Source organism: Sinobaca sp. H24 (assembly GCF_023845525.1).
Window position 1 is genome coordinate 409963 of sequence record NZ_JALBWT010000001.1, and the last position, 18473, is coordinate 428435.

Genomic DNA, 18473 nt, shown 5'->3' on the forward strand with positions numbered 1-18473 from the left:
ATATTTTTTATCCAGCTTCTCTTGTATTGATTAAATGATGGTTTCTGCTTTTGCTGGAGCCGCCGTACTTTGAAAGGTCTTTCGTTTCATATACCGGCCGCTTCCGGGTTTCCCAACGGTTTCTTTGTTTCTGACAACTGCTTTACCACGTACAAGAACCGTTTCTACTTCTCCCTGCACTTCCATTCCTTCAAATGCATTATAATCAACAGCCATATGATGGGTGTCCACGCTGATCGTTCTTGTTACACCGGGATTAAAGATCACAAGATCGGCATCGCTTCCTACAGCAACTGCTCCTTTTTGAGGAGACAGGCCGAACAGCTGAGCCGCTCTGGCAGAGGTGATCTCTACAAATTTCTGCAGCGAGATCCGGCCTTTTGCCACGCCCTCTGAATAAATAATACTGAACCGGTCTTCAATCATCGGCCCGCCGTTCGGTATTTTCGTAAAATCGTCAATTCCCAGATCTTTCTGGCCATGGAAATCAAACGAACACTGATCGGATCCGATTGTCTGCAGGTCTCCGCTCTGTATCGCCTTCCATAGCAGTTCCTGATTTTTCTTGTCCCGGAGCGGCGGCGACCAGACATACTTGGCCCCTTCAAAATTCGGCTTCTCCATATACGTCTGATCGAGCATTAAGTACTGCGGGCATGTTTCTCCAAATATCGCGGCCCCTTTTCTTCTCGCATCCGCAATTTTCTCTACTGCCTCCTGGCAGCTGACATGCACGACATAAAGCTGGGAATCGGCAAGAGCCGTCAGCTGTGCTGCTCTTCCTGTTGCTTCCCCTTCGATCTCCGGCGGTCTTGTCAATGCGTGATAAATAGGCTCGGTTTTGCCTTCTGCCAGCGCCTTTTCTGTTAAGTAATGGATGACATCGCCATTCTCTGCATGCACCATGACAAGAGCCCCTAGATCTTTCGCGGCCAGCAGCGTTTCGAACAGCGTTTCATCATCTGCCTGGAATACATTTTTATACGCCATAAATACTTTAAAAGAAGTAATACCATGCTTTTCTATAATACCCGGCAGCTGTTTCAAAACGGTCTCATTCATTTCTCCGATCATCAAATGAAAGCTGTAGTCCACGACGGCCTTGTCCTTTGATTTATCGTGCCATTCCTGAATAGAGTCTTCTAGCGGCTTATCTTTTCCCGTCAGGCAGAAATCAATGACCGTAGTTGTGCCGCCATGGGCAGCGGCGATCGTTCCCGTTTCGAAATCATCTCTTGTGACTGTGCCGCCAAATGGCATTTCCAGGTGGGTATGCGGATCAATTCCTCCCGGAAACACATAACGTCCGGACGCATCAATTACATCTGCCCCGTCCTCCGGAAAATCATGTCCAATCTGGGAAATTGTTTCCCCCTTGATCAAAATATCAGCCTGGTACGTTTCGCCTGCGGTTACAATCGTTCCATTTTTAATTATCGTGGTATCCATTCATCCCGCTCCCTTCTATTTAGTTCCCATCATGGAAACCAGTGACTGTCTTTCATTCCATGTCATCGGCTCTTCACCGGTTTTTCTCGGTGCTTCTACCATTTCAATGGCTCCGTCCACAGGACAGACAATAGAGCAGAGGTTGCAGCCTACACAGTCATCTTCCCGTACCCGGAGAAAATCATTTCCCTGCTCGTCTTTGAGCATATCAATACACTGATGCGACGTATCCTCGCAGGCAATATAGCATTTATTGCAGTTAATACAGGTTTCTGTATCAATCTGTGCCACGACCCGGTAATTCAGGTCCAGTTCGCCCCAGTCGGAATACTTCGGCACCGTTTGGCCGACAAGTTCGGCTACGCTGCCTATTTGTTTCTCATCTAAATAATTATTCAGCCCATCGATCATATCCTCTACAATGCGGAAACCATGATGCATCGCAGCCGTGCACACCTGCACGTTGGAGGCACCCATCAGCATAAACTCCGCCGCTTCCTTCCAGGAGGATACTCCCCCCATACCGGAAATAGGAACATTAATGTCTGGTCGCCTTGCGCATTCAGCTACCATATTCAGCGCAATTGGCTTTACTGCAGGACCGCAGTATCCGCCGTGGGCGCCTTTCCCGGCGACATTAGGAACGGTATTCCAGCTGTCCAGGTCCACCCGGCCAGACTGTTGATCGTATTAATCATACTGACAGCGTCCGCACCGCCCTCTACGGCCGCTTTTGCTGTAAAGGTGATATCCGTAATGTTCGGTGTCAACTTAACAATAACCGGAGTCTGTGCTACTTCTTTTACCCAGGCGGTCTGCTGCTTCACAAGCTCAGGCACCTGTCCGGATGCCGCCCCCATGCCGCGCTCAGCCATACCGTGCGGACAGCCGAAATTCAGTTCCAGGCCGTCAACGCCAACGGCTTCCACCATTTTTACAATCTCATGCCATTTTTCCTGGTTCGGCTCGACCATCAACGAAGCGATAATCGCATGATTCGGGTATTTGATTTTCGTTTCTTCTATTTCCCGCAGGTTTACTTCGAGCGGCCGGTCGGTAATTAATTCAATATTGTTGAATCCTGCTACAGCCTGGCCGTTAAAAGAGGTGGCGGCAAAACGGGAGGATACGTTTAAAATCGGGTCACCGAGCGTTTTCCAGACAGCGCCGCCCCATCCGGCTTCAAATGCACGCTGTACTTGATATCCGCTGTTTGTCGGCGGAGCCGAAGCAAGCCAGAACGGATTGGGAGAGCGGATGCCTGCGAGCGATGTTTCGAGGTTTGCCATATCAAATCTCTCCTTTGTTGTTTCGTATTAGGCAGAGTGGACGGCGTTTTCCGTCAGCTCTGAATGAATAGCCCATGCGGCTTTTTTGCCCTGCTGGGCGGCGGAGACGACCATTGCTTCTCCCTGGCCTTTTCCAAAAATAATATCTCCAATCGCGTACACGCCGTTTTTTGACGTGCTGTACGTCGTTTCATCTATTTGAATCACACCGTCGGAATGTGTTACGTCGAATGCTTCAATGAGAGGGTTCAGCCGTTCCTGGCCGATCGCTTTAATCACCAGATCTACGTCCAGCGTTTCCGTGGCGCCTTCTATTGCTTTTACCTTCTGACGTCCGTCTTCTCCTGCGGCTTCCAGCTTCATTTGGTTCACTAGCAGGCCCGTTACCTCGCCTTTGCTGTTTCCTTCTATTTTTGCCGGTGCCGACAGCCATTTGAACTCAATACCGTCCTGCTTGGCAAATTCATACTCAAACGCATAGGCCGTCATCTCTTTTTCCGTGCGCCGGTAAACCATTTTCACATTCTCTGCGCCGAGCCTTACTGAACAGGTCGCCGCATCGACCGCTGTATTACCCGCTCCAATGACTGCTACTTTTTTGCCGCTGAGATTCTCCTCCCATGTACCGGACTTCGTCATTTTTACAAATTCAATAGCATCCCGGACTCCTTCAAGCTCTTCCCCATCAATGCCAAGAGACGGAACCCGGCCCATACCGGCAGCAATAATAACGGCATGGTACTTCTCGGTAAGTTCAGCCGCGCTTATATCTTTTCCAATGACTGTATTCGTTTTAATTTCCACACCCAGATCTTTTACCTGTTTGACTTCCCAGGCCGGAATCTCTTTTGGCAGTCGGAACGAGACAATCCCGTAAGTGTTTAAACCGCCTGCCTCAGCCGACGCTTCATAAATTGTTACCCGGTGCCCGAAACGCGCTAATTCCCTTGCCGCAGAGAGTCCGGCCGGACCGCTGCCGACGATTGCGATATGCTGTTTCGTGTCCTCGCCTTTTTTAAAAAGAACCTGTTCATTTTTAATTGCCCAATCGGTGGCATAACGCTGCAGATCGCCGATCATTATCGGAGTAGAAGCATGATTAAGTACACAGGCACCTTCGCAGAGCTCTTCTGTCGGACATACTCTGGCACAGCTTGCCCCTGATGCGTTGGCATCCATAATTGTTACCGCCGATCCCTTTATGTTTCCGGAAGCAATTTTCTTAATAAAGCCCGGGACGTCAATATCTGTGGGACAGGCGGTGATACAGGGCGCATCATAGCAGTATAAACAGCGGTTTGCTTCATCAATCGCATCCTTCTGTTTCAAAGCTGGATGAGCTTCAGAGAAGTTTGCTTTAATATCCTCCACTGAAATCCATGATTCTGATTGATTCGTAGCCATTACATCGTCCTCCTTTGTATTATGGAATCTGCTGAATCATTTCGTCGTATGTTTCCGGGCGGCGGTCCCGGTAAAACTGCCAGGTGTCACGGACTTCGCGGATTAATTTTCTGTCTACGTCTCCTACGAGCACTTCATCCTCGTCCCGGCTTGCCATTGCCGTAAACTGACCGCGTGGATCTACAATATAAGACTGGCCATAAAATTCACCCATATTCCAGGGCCCTTCTGTACCCACCCGATTTATAGCTGCCAGGAAGTATCCGTTGGCAACGGCGTGGGCCGGCTGCTCCAGCTTCCAGAGATATTCAGACAGGCCGGCTACAGTAGCTGATGGATTAAACACAATCTCCGCACCGTTCAGACCAAGCAGCCTTGCCCCTTCCGGAAAATGCCGGTCGTAGCAGATATACACGCCGATCTTGGCGTACGCGGTATCAAACACGGGATACCCCATGTTTCCCGGTTTGAAATAAAACTTTTCCCAGAACCCGTAGCCGTTATCACCGACGCCGACATGAGGGATATGATTTTTACGGTATTTTCCTAAGTATGATCCGTCTGCATCGATAACTGCCGCCGTATTATAGTACGTGGCAATGCCTTCCACTTCATATATAGGAAGCACGATTACCATGCTGTGCTTTTTGGCAAGTTCCTGAAACTGCTTTGTCGTTGGGCCGTCCGGCACCTTTTCTGCGGCTTCATACCACTTGGAGTTCTGTTCCGAACAAAAGTAAGGCCCGTAGAATATTTCCTGCAGGCAGACAATCTGTACGCCTTTTTCTGCGGCTTCCTCAATCATCCGAATGTGTTTTTCAATCGCTTTTTCTTTATGAAGGACAACCGGTTCTGCCCCGTCTACATCATTTGAGGCCTGAATCAGCCCAACACGTACTTGATCACTCATTTCTCTTCCTCCTCGTAAAATGTAATGATGATTGAAGCTAATATTAAAGATTGAACAGTCGATTCGCATTAACAGGATGTGGCAGAATTACGCTTTCCATTTAACAATTTGTTAAATCAACTGCTGCAGCGGGCTTTTCTAATGTCAGATTTCCTCTCTTTAAATTTCTGAAAATTCATTTTATTAATAAAAATGCCTTCTCTTTTAAAGAGAAGGCAGCTTTCTTTTATTCTGCTATATCGATTAAAGCTTCTTTAAATACCGCGAGTATCTGACGGATTTCATCTTTTGTAATAATAAAAGGAGGAGCAATAGTAAGGACATTTTGAAACCCTGGAACCGTGTCACCATTTTTTCCCGCAATGACGCCTTTTTTCCGGCAGTATGCCAGCACCTGATTCATTTTTTCCAGAGAAAGGGGTGTTTTAGATGAGCGGTCTTCCACCAGTTCAATCCCTGCCATCAGGCCAAACGTGCGGATATCACCTACAATTGGGAAGTCCCAAAATACCTTTAGTTCTTCTGCTAAAAACGCTCCCATCCCGTCCGCCGCTTCTACCAGGCTCTCTTCCTCTATGAGAGCCAGGTTTTCCAGAGCGACCGCACAGGAGACAGGATTACCGCCAAATGTATTCACGTGACGGAAGTGGCTCATCGCTTCATCTTGTTTAAATACCTCATACATTTCCTGCCGCACGGCAGTGGCAGAAAGCGGAGCGTAGGCGCTCGTAATTCCTTTAGCCATCGTCACCATATCAGGCACCACATCAAAATTCCGGTGGCCGAATGGTTTTCCTGAGCGCCCAAATCCACAGATTACTTCATCTACAATAAGCAGCACATCATGCCTGTCGCAGATAGCGCGAAGCTCCGGAAGATAACCATCCGGCGGCACGATCATTCCGCCTCCTGTAATCACAGGTTCTACGATGACTGCTGCCACCGACGCTTCTCCCTCCCATTCAATCATGTTTTCTATAGCAGAGGCACACTCGAGCGAACAGCTGTCAGGCTCTTTTCCAAATGGACATCGGTAGCAGTAAGGAGGCGGCACATGCTTGAAGCCCTCTCCCGCCGGCTCATACTTTAACTTTCTCGACGCCTGACCGGTTGCTCCCATAGCTCCCATTGAGTTTCCATGATACGCCCTGTACCGGGAAAGAATTTTATATTTACCGTAGCTGCCTTTCTGCTGGTGATACTGTCTCGCCATTTTAAAGGCTACTTCGTTTGCGTCCGATCCGGAATTCGAAAAAAAGAAGCGGTACTCTTCCTTGAGCCAGTCGTTTAATTCCGCAGCCAGATTGGCAGCCGGTGCATGAGAATTCGACAGCGGGACGTACCCTAATTTTTTCATCTGCGTCATTGCCGCTTCAGCTATCGTTTCTCTGCCATGACCAACGTTTACACACCAGAGGCCCGACATCGCATCGATATACTCCTTTCCATCAATATCTGTAATCCAGCTCCCCTGCCCTTTTTCAAAAATAACTGGGTTTTCATTGTGAGGGGATATATGATGCCATAAATACTGCCGGTCTTTTTCCAGCAGTTCCTGCTTTTCATCCTGAATCTGTCCTATTTTTTCGATGATCTCCGCCTCCTTTGTTTGGTGTTAATGATAGCACCTATTTGTCAGAATATTCACTACACATAATGTGCAGGAAATTTCTCACCTATTTAACAGAAAGTAAAGTGCACCGCTCAGACAAGAAGGCGGATGAATAATCTGATACATTTGCTTACATGATAACTTGCCAGCGCGAAGAGGGATCTATACAATAAGTAGCTGAACGCTTCTATCGGAAGCAGATTTTATACTACTGGAGGAATGACGATGCCGCTCATGAGATTTGATGTAATAGAAGGAAGAAGTAAAGAAAGCCTGAGAGCAATGCTTGATGCCGCCCATCGGGGAATGGTTGACGCATTTGAGGTTCCGGAAAAGGACCGCTACCAGATCATTCACCAGCACGCGCCGGAAGAAATGATCATTGAGGACACCGGCCTCGGATTTACGCGCAGTAAGGATGTCGTGCTGATCAGCGTGACAAGCAAGCAGCGTACAGAAGAACAGAAAAAGGCACTTTATCATCATCTCGTCAAAGAACTTCATGAACAGTGCGGCATCTCCAAAGAAGACATTATGATTTCCATTACGTCAAACGGCGATGCTGATTGGAGCTTTGGCATGGGGGAAGCCCAATTCTTAACAGGAAAGCTGTAACAGCACAAAAAAGACGCCTTCCGAGGCGTCTTTTGTTCGTTCTATTCAACGGTTGGCTGCTTTTTCATTAACAGCGGTTTCTTATAATAGTCACAGCCCTCCCAGCCGAGCTCTTCTGTTAAAATATCGAACGTCGTATGAAAAAAGCGTTGAATTGGCTCACTGGCAGGTTTATCTGTATCCAGCTTCAGGAAAAATTCACTCAGTTCTTTATCGTAATACGCCTGTTCCGGTTCCAGCGAGCTGTCTTTAAGCGTTTTGTTTAAAAAAGGATACGGCAGTACGAAAAAGGAAGGAACATCTACTGCGTCGTCGCCGAGCCAAAAGCCGTATTCAATAAACTGCTCATCAAATGCCGCTTTTTCAATAGGCTTGTCTTCCGGAAAGGGTTCAGGAATATCGCTCACAATCAGCGTGGAAACATCGAACGTTCCCCAGAACAAGCCCGGCATTACTTTGCGGCAGCGCATCGAACTGATGAAAGCCCGCTGTTCGCGCAGAGCCATCTGGAAAAGGGCAAGCCCCTCTAATGCCTCTGACTGACGATAAGTCCGGTTAATAGTATCTTCGTGAAGCATCGCGTCGATTTTCATTTCCTGCGGTTTTGGATAAATAGAAACAGAAGCACCGTGTCTGTCCAAGGTCTGGAAAATCCAATGATAGTACTCTTTAACTGATTTTCCGTTCTCCAGGGCAGTGGTTTCCTGCTGATCATCCACATGAACAATGACTTGATTCCGTCTGATATCCACGTCCACCTGCACAGTATGACTGCCATGATACAATAAACCGGTAGAAAAGCCGCCGGGTGTTAACGACAGCATAACGTGGGCCCACTGCGGTTCCTGCGCAGCCAGTTCCAGCCTGATTTTCCCAAGAATCTGGGAAAGCAGGTGCAGGGTGCGCTTTGTATCTTTCCAGTCGGAATGCTTTATTATACTCACAGCACGTTCTTCCCTTCCATTGTGTATTAATAAGACCTGTATTGTAGTAGATTCTCCATGCCGGCTGATCTTCCTGCCGGATAAGGTTTTTCTTTACACGATAAAAGGGAAGAGATAAGAAAGATCTTGAAGGAGGACATCGATTTTGGATTTATCTACTATTAAAGACAAAGTAAAAGAAGGCGCCCAGGGAAAGATGACGATTACATTAACCGAAGAAATGCTTCTTAAGCTGATGAATGTTAAAAAAATCGACAATGTTAAAATCACAAACGTCACCGTAGAAAAACGTAAGCTTCGAATAGATGGGACGTTTACGAAAATGCATATTCCCGTTCATTTCAACGTCCAGCTGCGCCCCGCTTACACGATTGACCGTTCCATCTTTTTTAAGATTAAAAAAATCTGTCCCATTAACGCAAAATGGCTGCGGAAAAAAGTCTTTCATCAGCCTCCAATGATGACGATGAAAGGAAAAGTGGTCGGCTTCCACCTCGATTCCGTAAAGCAGCTGCAGTATATTCCTGTCGGCCAGTTTGACTCCTATTATTTTGAGAATCGGAAAGTCCACATAAAATTAAAACTCTAATACACAAAAAAGCAGCCGAAGCCGGCTGCTTTTCTTATTTATCTTTCTTTTTGAACGTTTTTTCGATCAATAAATACATCACTACCCCGGCAAGAAGCCCATAGGCTGCGCCATGTACTGCCAGCACAACCGCCGTCACCCCGGCAACCCCCCGTTCGGAAGACGTTTTGACCTGCTGGATACCGATCTGGACACATAAGTAGCCTGTAACCAGCAGGGTGAGCGAAAGAGCAATAGGAAGTACAGGCTCGAACAGGCTGACGAGCGGCAGGATAAATAAAGCGATAAAAGCCGCAATATAGAAAGTTCCTGCTCCTCCATAAATGGAGTCCATTGCTTTTCTTCCGTTTGTATATCTTTCGGCAAGAGTAGCCGTAACTGCCGTCCATATCGGACCGGAAAGACCTGGATATGGAGCGAAAAAGGTGTGGATCAGGTTACGGATAGCTGTAATCAAATGAACGCGGTCAATGTCATTATCAATTTTTTCATCTTCTCGAATGCGATCAGTTCGTTCAATCAATGCCGTTCCTACAATAATGTCACCGTAAGCAATAATGTATGCGATAAGGGCGGTCGGGATGGCCAGCAGAAATATATCCAAACTTGGAAACCCTACTGTAAAAGGCAGGTATGCCCACATTTCCGAAAAAGCCGGTGACGTAATTCCCCATTCAATTGCAGGAAGCGGGTACTCTCCTATCGTCCATCCTATAATAACAGCGATAATCAGTCCCGGCACCATTCCATAGTTTGCTATGAGGGCCGCAGTCCTATATTTCTCACGGAGCTGCCGAAACGATAAAGAAAACATAAAGTATGCGGTGAGAAGTCCGCCGATAATTAATGAAATGGGCGTTTCCATTACGGTTCCGCCCTCTTCTATTTCTCCAAAAAATGCAGCCAGCCCTGCTCCAATAATAATGCCGGCTTTAAGAGAGTTGGGAACATTATGTACAATTTTACTGCCTAACCTGGTGATTCCCAGAATAAAAAAGATTAGAAAAACTAGAAACTGCAACGCTACTAACGCTTGAATAGCCTCCGGTCCCGGTTCGAAATCACCGAGATACAGCAGTACAAGAGGAATAGCCGGAGTAATCCATCCGGGAATAAACGGGGTCCCAAGGAGTGCCGGAAGCAGATAGCCGATACCACAGACTACGACAAAAGCAAGAGCCACTTCATAAGGGGCTCCTAAATATTCTTGAATCAATGGGATCATACTTACACTGACCACAAACATAATCAGTGCCTGAATAAATTCCGCACTTTCTAAATTATAATGGATGAAAGGAAGTCTTACTTTAAAGGGACCCAGCGGCCAATACGGCTGTTCTTCTCCTTCTTTTCTTTTATAAAGCGGCATAAATAGATCGCCTCCTTTAAATTATTTATCATCATTATGAACACGCTTTCACAATATAGCAAGAAAGAGAGGAAGTGTTTTACTCTCCCTCTCCTTTTGATTATTTTATACAAACCTCTTCTATTTTTTTTATCATCTCGTGAGCTCCTTCTTCTTTATTGGAGCACACAGCCACCGCGAGGCTTTGATCGAGTCTATAGAAAGACCGGAAGTTCGTGCCTGGATCATAACCCATTAAAATGTACTTTACTACTTCTGTTTCCTTTCTTTCGATATATCCAACATATCCGTACGAAATATATTCTGAGAGGGATACCCGGGGCTCCAGAAACGCCGTTGTCATTTCCTCTGACAGCAGTTTATAACCCATCAGCATTTCCCAGAAAAGTACCATATCAGACGCCGTCGTATAGGCTCCGCGATCCGGCCCGCCTTTAATAGGTATCGAATACTGGTTCGTTTTAAAGCCGCCCTCTTTTGTTTCTATATAACCGGCAGCAGTTCTCTCTGGCAGCTCGTCCAGTTTGAAATAGCCCGTGTCTTTCATACCGGCTTTTTGTAATACATGCTGGCTTATATAATCGCTGCATTCCATGCCGGATACCTGTTCAATAATTAATCCCAGCAGAATGTAGCCGGCGTGATTGGCATGAAACATAGCCTCGACCGGAGAAACCATATTTTTCTGCTGGAATAACGGCAGATAGTCGCTCGCTTTTCTCATCCGGTACATTGGCTTCTGAATCCACATATCTTCATATGCCCTCACGGTTTCTTCTTCAAAGTAATCAGGAATGCCCGACGTATGAAGAAGCAGGTGTTTTACAGTAATATCTTCGTCAAAATAAGGGAATGTAATATCCAGGCAGTCTTTTAATAACGTATCAAATTCAAGCTTTCCCTCTTCTATCAGATGACATACAGCTACAGCTGTAAAAACCTGACTGCCGGAAGCCATATTAAATCTTGTCGACACCTGATTTTCCAGCTTTTCAGACTGGTTCGCAAAGCCGCTGCTGCCGCTTCCCTGTTTATGGTTTCCTCTTGCAGAAAAAGCGCCGGAAAAAGTTATTTCCTTCTGCAGTGCCTGTATTTGTTCCATTTCTTTATTATTCATTTTCATTCTATCCCCTTTCTTCTATAGGAAATGTATCATATTTGTCCGGACCACGATAATATTCAATGAAAGGCTGTTAAATAAAAGGAGGATGCCCTATGGATCGTTTTTTAAATGATATGAAAAAGAAAGTTCAGCAATACGCTGAAAATGGGATCACTATACCCATCAACGAAACGATGCTTTTGAAGCTGCTTCAAATAAAAAAGGTCGAGCAGGTCGAAGTAACCCACGCCAGTATCATGGACCAGATGATTCGTATTGATGGAACGTTTACGAAAATGCGCGTCCCTGTAAAATATTCTATCTATTTAGAACCGGCACACACCGAAGACCGTACGATCTATTTTCGACTAAGGCGGACAGCCCCGCTGGATGCTTCCTGGATTCATAAAAAACTATTTAACCGCCCGCCTTACTTTTCCATTGAGGGAGATTTGATCGGCTTTCATATGGAAGTAATCAAACAAATGCAGTATATTCCTGTCGGAAAAATCGATACCTTTTACACAGAAAATAAGAAAATTCAAGTCGTTTTAAAAGCCTGATGATCCTGTTTTGTCAATATTTCTTGTGCTATTACCCCCGTAGTTCTATACTATATTAAGAACTACATTATCAACAGTGGGGGAAAATGAAGGATGTATTACGATAAAGATCAAATAAATAAGTCCCTGCATCTATACTTGTCCGAAAATCTGGACACAATGAAAGAGTCATGGAAAGAGTCCTCAAAAGAAAAGAATCACATCATTTATATGCCCAACACTACTATTGCTGAGAAACTCGAAGAAATGAAGGATCATTTTATTGTAGAACTTCTTCATGTATTTCAAGATGATGAAACCAGCTTTTATAATCGCTTCCAGGCTAAGATTGAGGAAGTGGTCGAGGAAAGCCGCGATATATGGAAGCCGCTTCTTCTTGTCCAGGAAGAGTTTACCAGATATAGAGAAATCATTCTTGATCATATAGAGTACTTTATTAAGCAGTACAACGATTCGGTTCCAATTGAACATGTTCTGGAATGGCAGCGCAAGGCACTCCGCGCGTTTGATTATGCCAGCAGTGCTTTTATGCAGCAGGCTCTTCTTCATATGGATGAAGAAATACAAGATAAGGAGAATATGATCCTGGAGCTCACCGCTCCTGTCATTCTGTTGCAGCCTCGCATCGGCCTGCTGCCGCTCGTTGGCAATATCGATGTAGAACGCGGCGATGCCATTGTCGAGAACACGTTAAAGCAGTGTGCTCTTAAACAAATGGATCGGCTTTACATTGATTTATCCGGCGTACTGCATATTAATGCGTTAGTAGCTGAAAAAATCAAGCAGCTTATTTCAGCCCTGCAGTTACTTGGTATTAATACCACTTTATCCGGTATGCGGCCTTATATGGCTCAGCAGGCGGTACAGCTCGGCATTTCTTTTAAACATGTACAAGTCGTATCGGACCTTCCTCAGGCGCTTCGTATCAATCAGGTCCCTGTACAGTAAAATACGTAAAGAACCGGGTGCTCCTTAAAGAGCAGCCGGTTCTTTATGATGTCAGTCTATTAATCTCAGCCATAATTTCCTGTGTTTTCTCTGTATACATAAAAGAAATGACGGCAATGGATACGGCATAAAATAAAAAAATAGCCAGATTGATGTATTTTTTCTCAGATCCTTGCTGCTTATAGCGGCGATTTGTAAGAAAAGCCACTAACATAGTAATAAGAAAGGTACTTAATGTGAGAAGCATATTCTGCTGGAGGCGGATGTCCAATTTCAGCATAGCCAGATCCAGCTCTTTTGAAGAATCACTTCCGGTTGAATAAAAAGTGGTTTCATTCTGTCCCATCATGCCCTGTTGAATCGAAAGCACTTCTCCGTGCTCCTCGTAATTAAAAGCTCCAGGGAAAAATGTTCCTTCATAAATGAGGAAATAACAAAAAAGACCTGCCCCCAAAACGACAAGTAAATCAGCTGCTATTCTCTTTATGCTCGGTTTTTCAGGTTTATTATGCATAGACGGCTCCTTCTATGTAAAAAAATAAAACGGCACCTGGAAAATCCAGGCGCCTTATTTATATTAAGCCAGCGTCACTGACTTATCAGCATAGACGCTCTGCACGGCCTGAATAATTTCGGCCCCTTCTTTCATCGGACGCTGGAACGCTTTTCGTCCCATAATCAGTCCCATACCGCCGGCGCGTTTATTAATAACAGCCGTCTTGACTGCTTCGGCAAAATCATTATCTGCAGAACCGCCGCCCGAATTAATCAGACCGGCTCTCCCCATAAAGGAATTGACAACCTGATAGCGGGTAAGATCAATCGGGTGATCACTTGTCAGGTTGGAGTAGACTTTATCGTGGGTTTTCCCGAACCCGACAGCTGTATAGCCCCCGTTATTCGTAGGAAGCTTTTGTTTTACAATATCCGCCTGCAGGCTTGCCGATAGATGAACGGCCTGACTGGATAAGTCGGAAGATGTATGATAATCCGTTCCATCTTTATTAAAACCGGGGTTACGGAGATATGCCCACAGAATAGTCGCCATTCCAAGCTCGTGCGCCCTTTCGAAGGCTTTCGTTACTTCCTGGATCTGCCGGCCGCTTTCCTCGGAGCCGAAATAAATAGTAGCCCCAACGGCTGCCGCCCCCATTTTGTGCGCCTGTTCTACAGAGCCGAACATAATCTGGTCGTGGGTATTCGGATACGTCAACAATTCATTATGATTAATTTTCGCGATGAACGGGATTTTATGTGCATAATCCCGCGCTATGGATCCCAGCACGCCAATTGTGGATGCGACTGCGTTGCACCTGCTTTCAATAGCCAGCTTAACGATATTCTCCGGATCAAAATAAATCGGATTTGGTGCAAATGAAGCGCCGGCAGAGTGTTCAATACCCTGGTCCACTGGAAGAATCGATAGATACCCTGTTCCTCCAAGCTGCCCATGATCAAACAAACTCTGCAGATTGCGCAGCACTATCGGGGAGCGGTCCGTAGACTTATACACACGGTCTACGAAATCCGGCCCCGGTACATGAAGATCCTCTTTTGATACGGTTTTGCTCTCATGTCCTAGTAAGTATTCTGCGTCCCGGCCCAGTACTTCTTCTGTTGTTGCCATTTCACGACCTCCTTACTGAATTTGAGCGTTCTTTTATCCTCATTCCCTGATCGCTGTACTTCATAAACAAATATTTCCACATGTTTAAAAAGGAGGATAAGGGGAATCTGCTTAGAAGATTATAAGGAGGTTTTTGTAATGGCTAGAATAGATGCAAAAGAAATCAGAAAACAGTACCTTGAAGGCGTAGACAGCTTCAGCAGCACATTCCCGGAAATTGCTTCCCAATACAATCACTTTACAGGAAGCTGCTTTGCAGATGGCGAAATTTCCGCTGCACAGAAGCACCTAAGCGCTTTGGCTATCAGTATTAAAGACGCCGATGATACGTGCATTGTTTATCATATGGATCAGTGCATACACCACGGCTGTACGGAACAGCAGATTAAAGAAACGATGGCGGTTGCAGCTGCATTCGGCGGCGGCGCAGCCATGAGCAGTGCCGTGACAGCTGGTCTTGAAGCTTATGCCCAGCTGAAAGAAGACAAATAAAAGAACCGGAGTGGAGATATCCATTCCGGTTCTTTACCTGTACATACCAGTTAAACGGTTGTTTCAACTGCTGTTTTCTTTTTATCTTTTTTAAATAATAAATATAGTGCAGCCAGCAGGAGTAATACGCCTATAAAACGCTGCAGATCAAATGTCTGCACCGGCGTATGAAACCATCCAAAATGGTCAATAGCCATGCTAGCTGCCAGCTGGCCGACAATTACATTGACGACAGCTACAGTAACACCGATGCGAGGCACGGAGAATACCATTAAAGATAAATACAAGAAGCCAAATACCGCGCAGACGAGCTGCCAGGTCGGAACCTGAAAAACATCAAGTATGGTGCCGCCGCCGAAAAACGGTATAACAATTGTTAGAATGATAGCCCCTGTAAAGAAAGTAAGAAACGCGCTTTCAATCGTGCCAATCTTATTGCCAAGCGTTCCATTCACCGCAGACTGCAGACTCAGTCCTATTCCTGCCATTAATGGAATTAATAAACTTGCTATTTGCATATGAATAATCCTCCTATAATATTAAAAATAATGATGTGATCAAAAGTGCCCCTGCAATAAGACGATTTAAATTAAACCGGGCTTTTGGGGCGCCAAGCCAGCCGAAATGATCAACAATCATACTCATTACAAGCTGTCCAATAATAACAGTAGTGACCGCTATTCCCACCCAACCAAATTGACGCTGATAATAAGAAAAGCCAGATATACGACGCCCAATATGCCGCCAATCAACTGCCATTTCGGTACATTTGTTATTTGCTTAATATCTCCCTTACCGAAAAAAAGTGCTATGAGAAATGTAGCCATCGCTCCAATAATAAAAATAAAATAAGTGCTTTCCAGTTCACCAATATTTTCTCCTAATGCTCCTCCTATTGCTGCTTCCAGGCTTAATGACATGCCTGCTATTAAAGCCAGGGCGTATACAATTATTTTCATGTTCCCACTCCTTAATCTAGATATCTAGAATGATCGATATTAATAAGCAAAGAAAAAACAGAAATCTTTATTCAGATCTCTGTTTCGAGAAATAAAGCAAGCTCTTTAATCGTCTTCTCATTCCGGCGGTAATAGGTCCACTGGCCGTAACGAATGGATTCCAAAAGCCCTGCTTTCTGCATCATATTCAAATAGTGGGATACGGTAGACTGGGAAGCATTTACTTTTTCCTGAATGTCCCCCACACATACGCCGCCTTCCAGGCTTACTTCCTTTGGAAGATGAGCCTGCTGCTTTGGAAAGTGCTTCTCCGGTTCCCTAAGCCACATAAGAATATTCAATCTGGTCTCGTTTGACAGTGCTTTAAAAAGATCGATGTTATTCATGTGCACATTGTATATCGAATATATTCGATATGTCAAACATTCTATTTCATCATGAAGATTAAGCCCGCATTATTTAGGGTAAAGGTTGATAATATGCAATAGAACCATTGTATACATTCAAAGGAGGAAAGACATTGGATCCTAAGTTTAAGCTTTTTCACAACGATGAATCACTAGGAAAGTCGGTTGGCAAGCTGACTAAAGCAGGTGTCAGCGGAGAGGACTTATACGTTATTTCTTTTGACCGCAGACGTACCCGCCGAAACAAAAAAAATACAGACGCCAAAAAAATCGGCAGAAAAGAAATGGGTGTCGGAACCGTACTCAAAAATATTTTCCGGGGCCGCCAGACAAAAGTGGAAGTAAAGCTTAAAAGAATTGGTTTTGACGCTGAAAAGGCAGAAAAGCTCCGTGTAGAACTGGAAAAAGGAAAAATTCTACTTATCGTTACCAACCAGGAAAAAGTGAAATTTTAACATAAAAAAGACCGGGAATATTCCGGTCTTTTTTTGTTAGGAACAACAGCTGTTTGAGACGGCAATCGTCAGCGGGCGGGCACCTGCTGATGCGGTCGAGCACACCCCGGTTTCCGGCAGGTCGAGGTGGACTTCCGCGGCTTCTGCTTTATCTCCTGCAATATAGGCTGCTACTGACCTTGCCTGTTCATAGCCGGTTGCCAATAAAAACGTCGGGGCTCTTCCATAGCTTTTTGCTCCAATAATATATACATTTTCCTCAGGCTGGCGCAGCTCCTTTTCTCCATGCGGTCTTACAGTTCCGCAGCTGTGTATATTGGGATCAATCAACGGAGCAAGGGCCGGCACGCATTCAAGCGCTGCATCTCTGTCCCAGCGGATTTCTTCCAAAAAGTGAAAAGAAGGCCGTGAGCCTGTATTGCAGATAATGTAATCAAATGGACCTTTTTCACTTGGTTCATTATTTTGTTTTCCTGAAAGAATCAGCTGCTCCTCTGTCTCATTTACCAGCTCAATATCAAACGCTTCATATAAGATAATCTTTCCACTGTTCCAGGCTTCCTTGATTCGGCTTCCTAAATCGCCTCTTGCCGGCAGCTGGTCCCGGCTGCCGCCTCCAAGCGCATCTACTGTGCTGGACTTTCGATGAATCCACGAAATGGTCGTTTTCGGATACACTTCCTGTATCTTCAACAATTCCAGGATCGACTGCATCGCAGAGTGTCCGCTTCCTACTACAGCAGTGTTGGAATTTATATACATAGAAGATCTGCCGTTCTTTCCATCAGGAATGCTGTAAGAGAGCCGGCTCAGCTTCCCTTCCGCTGCCATATCTCCACCAGGTACGAGTGTATTGGGTTGGTTCCACGTACCGGTTGCATCAATAACAGCTTTGGCTTCGACTGTGCTTCGCTTTCCATCGACCCCCTCTGTCATTATTTGAAAAGGAGCGTTATGACGGCCTTTTGATTTTACTTTATCAAATCCCTTTCTCGAAATATGAACCACTCTGCTGCCAAAAAAAATGTTCGGTTTTATTTCAGGAAGATCGACGAGCGGCTGCAAATATTCGGTCACGATATCCATTCCCAGCGGCAGCTTTTCCGGATCAGGAAGCGGCAGCTCGTGCTTATTTAATAATCGTTCAGCCGCTTTATTTATATTGTACTTCCAGGGAGAAAAAAGGCGCACATGACCGTAGTCCAGAAAATTTGTTCCCGGCCCGTTTCCGGCTTCCATTAATACAAACTTCTCATTTTTTTCATACAGCTCTGCGGCGGCAGCCAGTCCTACCGGGCCTCCCCCAACGATAACGACAGGCAGATGCTTTGTCATAATGAATCTTCCTTTTTTTTAATATCAATTTTTTTTGATGTATAGGATAAAAATTAAGAAGAAGGATAAAAAATGCAGCAAAGCTCTTCAGACAAAAGGTTTTTCACTTCAGCTTTATTCAAATGATAATAGTTCCAGGTTCCTACTTTTTCTTTTTCTATCAGACCGGCATCCAGCAGAATTTTCAAATGATAAGAAAGCTTCGACTGGGGAAGATCAACCAGATCAGTAAGGTCACACACGCAGACTGAGGATTTTTGGTTAAGTTCATACATTATTTTTAAACGGGTATTGTCTGCCAGGGCCTTGAACTTTGTTTCATACGAAGTAAAGTCGACTGCCTCTGCTGTTGTACCGGTACGAAAATCTATCGGCTTCATCTTTTTCTCCCCCTTTAGTATATA

At 45.3% G+C, this 18473-nt stretch carries 19 protein-coding genes and 2 pseudogenes; 6 read left to right on the forward strand and 15 right to left on the reverse strand.

Annotation, left to right across the window (positions count from 1 at the left end; all coding sequences use genetic code 11):
• Positions 1–30: 30 nt before the first annotated feature.
• The 5 genes and pseudogenes from hydA to MMY81_RS02320 form a co-directional block, all read right to left on the reverse strand.
• Complete coding sequence (gene hydA, locus MMY81_RS02300) at positions 31–1449, reverse strand: dihydropyrimidinase (RefSeq protein WP_252311482.1); 1419 nt, start codon at positions 1447–1449, stop codon at positions 31–33.
• Between the two features lie 15 nt (positions 1450–1464).
• Positions 1465–2738 (reverse strand): annotated as a pseudogene (preA, locus tag MMY81_RS02305) (NAD-dependent dihydropyrimidine dehydrogenase subunit PreA).
• Between the two features lie 27 nt (positions 2739–2765).
• A complete protein-coding gene (locus tag MMY81_RS02310; protein WP_252311483.1) occupies positions 2766–4142 on the reverse strand; it encodes an NAD(P)-dependent oxidoreductase in 1377 nt (458 codons plus the stop codon).
• Positions 4143–4161: 19 nt separating this feature from the next.
• Positions 4162–5052, reverse strand: coding sequence for a nitrilase-related carbon-nitrogen hydrolase (locus MMY81_RS02315; protein WP_252311484.1), 891 nt, complete (start codon positions 5050–5052; stop codon positions 4162–4164).
• A 226-nt stretch (positions 5053–5278) separates the two neighbouring features.
• The gene (locus MMY81_RS02320; protein WP_374561187.1) at positions 5279–6643 is read right to left on the reverse strand and encodes an aminotransferase; all 1365 of its coding nucleotides are present in this window, start codon (positions 6641–6643) and stop codon (positions 5279–5281) included.
• Positions 6644–6889: 246 nt separating this feature from the next.
• Here MMY81_RS02320 and MMY81_RS02325 point away from each other — a divergent pair, with 246 nt between their 5' ends.
• Entirely contained in the window at positions 6890–7279 is a 390-nt protein-coding gene (locus MMY81_RS02325; protein ID WP_252311485.1) for a tautomerase family protein, read from the forward strand.
• A gap of 41 nt (positions 7280–7320) precedes the next feature.
• On the opposite strand, the gene MMY81_RS02330 is transcribed toward MMY81_RS02325, so the two are convergent.
• Entirely contained in the window at positions 7321–8223 is a 903-nt protein-coding gene (locus MMY81_RS02330; protein ID WP_252311486.1) for a DUF5996 family protein, read from the reverse strand.
• 145 nt (positions 8224–8368) lie between these two features.
• Here MMY81_RS02330 and MMY81_RS02335 point away from each other — a divergent pair, with 145 nt between their 5' ends.
• Positions 8369–8812: a hypothetical protein gene (locus MMY81_RS02335; RefSeq protein WP_252311487.1), complete on the forward strand. Its 444-nt coding sequence runs from the start codon at positions 8369–8371 to the stop codon at positions 8810–8812.
• A 34-nt stretch (positions 8813–8846) separates the two neighbouring features.
• Here the strand turns inward: MMY81_RS02335 and MMY81_RS02340 are convergent, their stop codons facing one another.
• Both MMY81_RS02340 and MMY81_RS02345 read right to left on the reverse strand, forming a co-directional pair.
• Entirely contained in the window at positions 8847–10181 is a 1335-nt protein-coding gene (locus MMY81_RS02340; protein WP_252311488.1) for a solute carrier family 23 protein, read from the reverse strand.
• Positions 10182–10281: 100 nt separating this feature from the next.
• The gene (locus MMY81_RS02345; RefSeq protein WP_252311489.1) at positions 10282–11298 is read right to left on the reverse strand and encodes a serine hydrolase domain-containing protein; all 1017 of its coding nucleotides are present in this window, start codon (positions 11296–11298) and stop codon (positions 10282–10284) included.
• A gap of 98 nt (positions 11299–11396) precedes the next feature.
• On the opposite strand from MMY81_RS02345, the gene MMY81_RS02350 reads away from it, so the two are divergent.
• Positions 11397–11846, forward strand: coding sequence for a hypothetical protein (locus MMY81_RS02350; protein ID WP_252311490.1), 450 nt, complete (start codon positions 11397–11399; stop codon positions 11844–11846).
• Positions 11847–11939: 93 nt separating this feature from the next.
• Positions 11940–12794, forward strand: a complete 855-nt coding sequence (locus MMY81_RS02355; RefSeq protein ID WP_252311491.1) for an STAS domain-containing protein — start codon at positions 11940–11942, stop codon at positions 12792–12794.
• Between the two features lie 43 nt (positions 12795–12837).
• Here the strand turns inward: MMY81_RS02355 and MMY81_RS02360 are convergent, their stop codons facing one another.
• Both MMY81_RS02360 and MMY81_RS02365 read right to left on the reverse strand, forming a co-directional pair.
• Positions 12838–13308 carry a hypothetical protein gene (locus MMY81_RS02360; protein WP_252311492.1) on the reverse strand — a complete coding sequence of 157 codons (471 nt, stop codon included), beginning with the start codon at positions 13306–13308 and terminating at the stop codon, positions 12838–12840.
• A 63-nt stretch (positions 13309–13371) separates the two neighbouring features.
• A complete protein-coding gene (locus tag MMY81_RS02365; protein ID WP_252311493.1) occupies positions 13372–14421 on the reverse strand; it encodes a class I fructose-bisphosphate aldolase in 1050 nt (349 codons plus the stop codon).
• A 138-nt stretch (positions 14422–14559) separates the two neighbouring features.
• Here MMY81_RS02365 and MMY81_RS02370 point away from each other — a divergent pair, with 138 nt between their 5' ends.
• Positions 14560–14913: a carboxymuconolactone decarboxylase family protein gene (locus tag MMY81_RS02370; RefSeq protein ID WP_252311494.1), complete on the forward strand. Its 354-nt coding sequence runs from the start codon at positions 14560–14562 to the stop codon at positions 14911–14913.
• Positions 14914–14963: 50 nt separating this feature from the next.
• On the opposite strand, the gene MMY81_RS02375 is transcribed toward MMY81_RS02370, so the two are convergent.
• From MMY81_RS02375 to MMY81_RS02385, 3 genes and pseudogenes are all read right to left on the reverse strand, one after another.
• Positions 14964–15431 carry a DMT family transporter gene (locus MMY81_RS02375; protein ID WP_252311495.1) on the reverse strand — a complete coding sequence of 156 codons (468 nt, stop codon included), beginning with the start codon at positions 15429–15431 and terminating at the stop codon, positions 14964–14966.
• A gap of 13 nt (positions 15432–15444) precedes the next feature.
• Positions 15445–15872 (reverse strand): annotated as a pseudogene (locus MMY81_RS02380) (DMT family transporter).
• A 71-nt stretch (positions 15873–15943) separates the two neighbouring features.
• Positions 15944–16258, reverse strand: a complete 315-nt coding sequence (locus MMY81_RS02385) for an ArsR/SmtB family transcription factor (RefSeq protein WP_252311496.1) — start codon at positions 16256–16258, stop codon at positions 15944–15946.
• A gap of 134 nt (positions 16259–16392) precedes the next feature.
• Here MMY81_RS02385 and MMY81_RS02390 point away from each other — a divergent pair, with 134 nt between their 5' ends.
• Entirely contained in the window at positions 16393–16734 is a 342-nt protein-coding gene (locus tag MMY81_RS02390) for a YflT domain-containing protein (RefSeq protein ID WP_252311497.1), read from the forward strand.
• A gap of 36 nt (positions 16735–16770) precedes the next feature.
• Here MMY81_RS02390 and MMY81_RS02395 read toward each other — a convergent pair whose 3' ends face one another.
• Together MMY81_RS02395 and MMY81_RS02400 are read right to left on the reverse strand one after the other, a co-directional pair.
• A complete protein-coding gene (locus MMY81_RS02395) occupies positions 16771–18069 on the reverse strand; it encodes an NAD(P)-binding domain-containing protein (RefSeq protein ID WP_252311498.1) in 1299 nt (432 codons plus the stop codon).
• A gap of 53 nt (positions 18070–18122) precedes the next feature.
• Positions 18123–18449 carry an ArsR/SmtB family transcription factor gene (locus MMY81_RS02400; RefSeq protein ID WP_252311499.1) on the reverse strand — a complete coding sequence of 109 codons (327 nt, stop codon included), beginning with the start codon at positions 18447–18449 and terminating at the stop codon, positions 18123–18125.
• Positions 18450–18473: the final 24 nt, after the last annotated feature.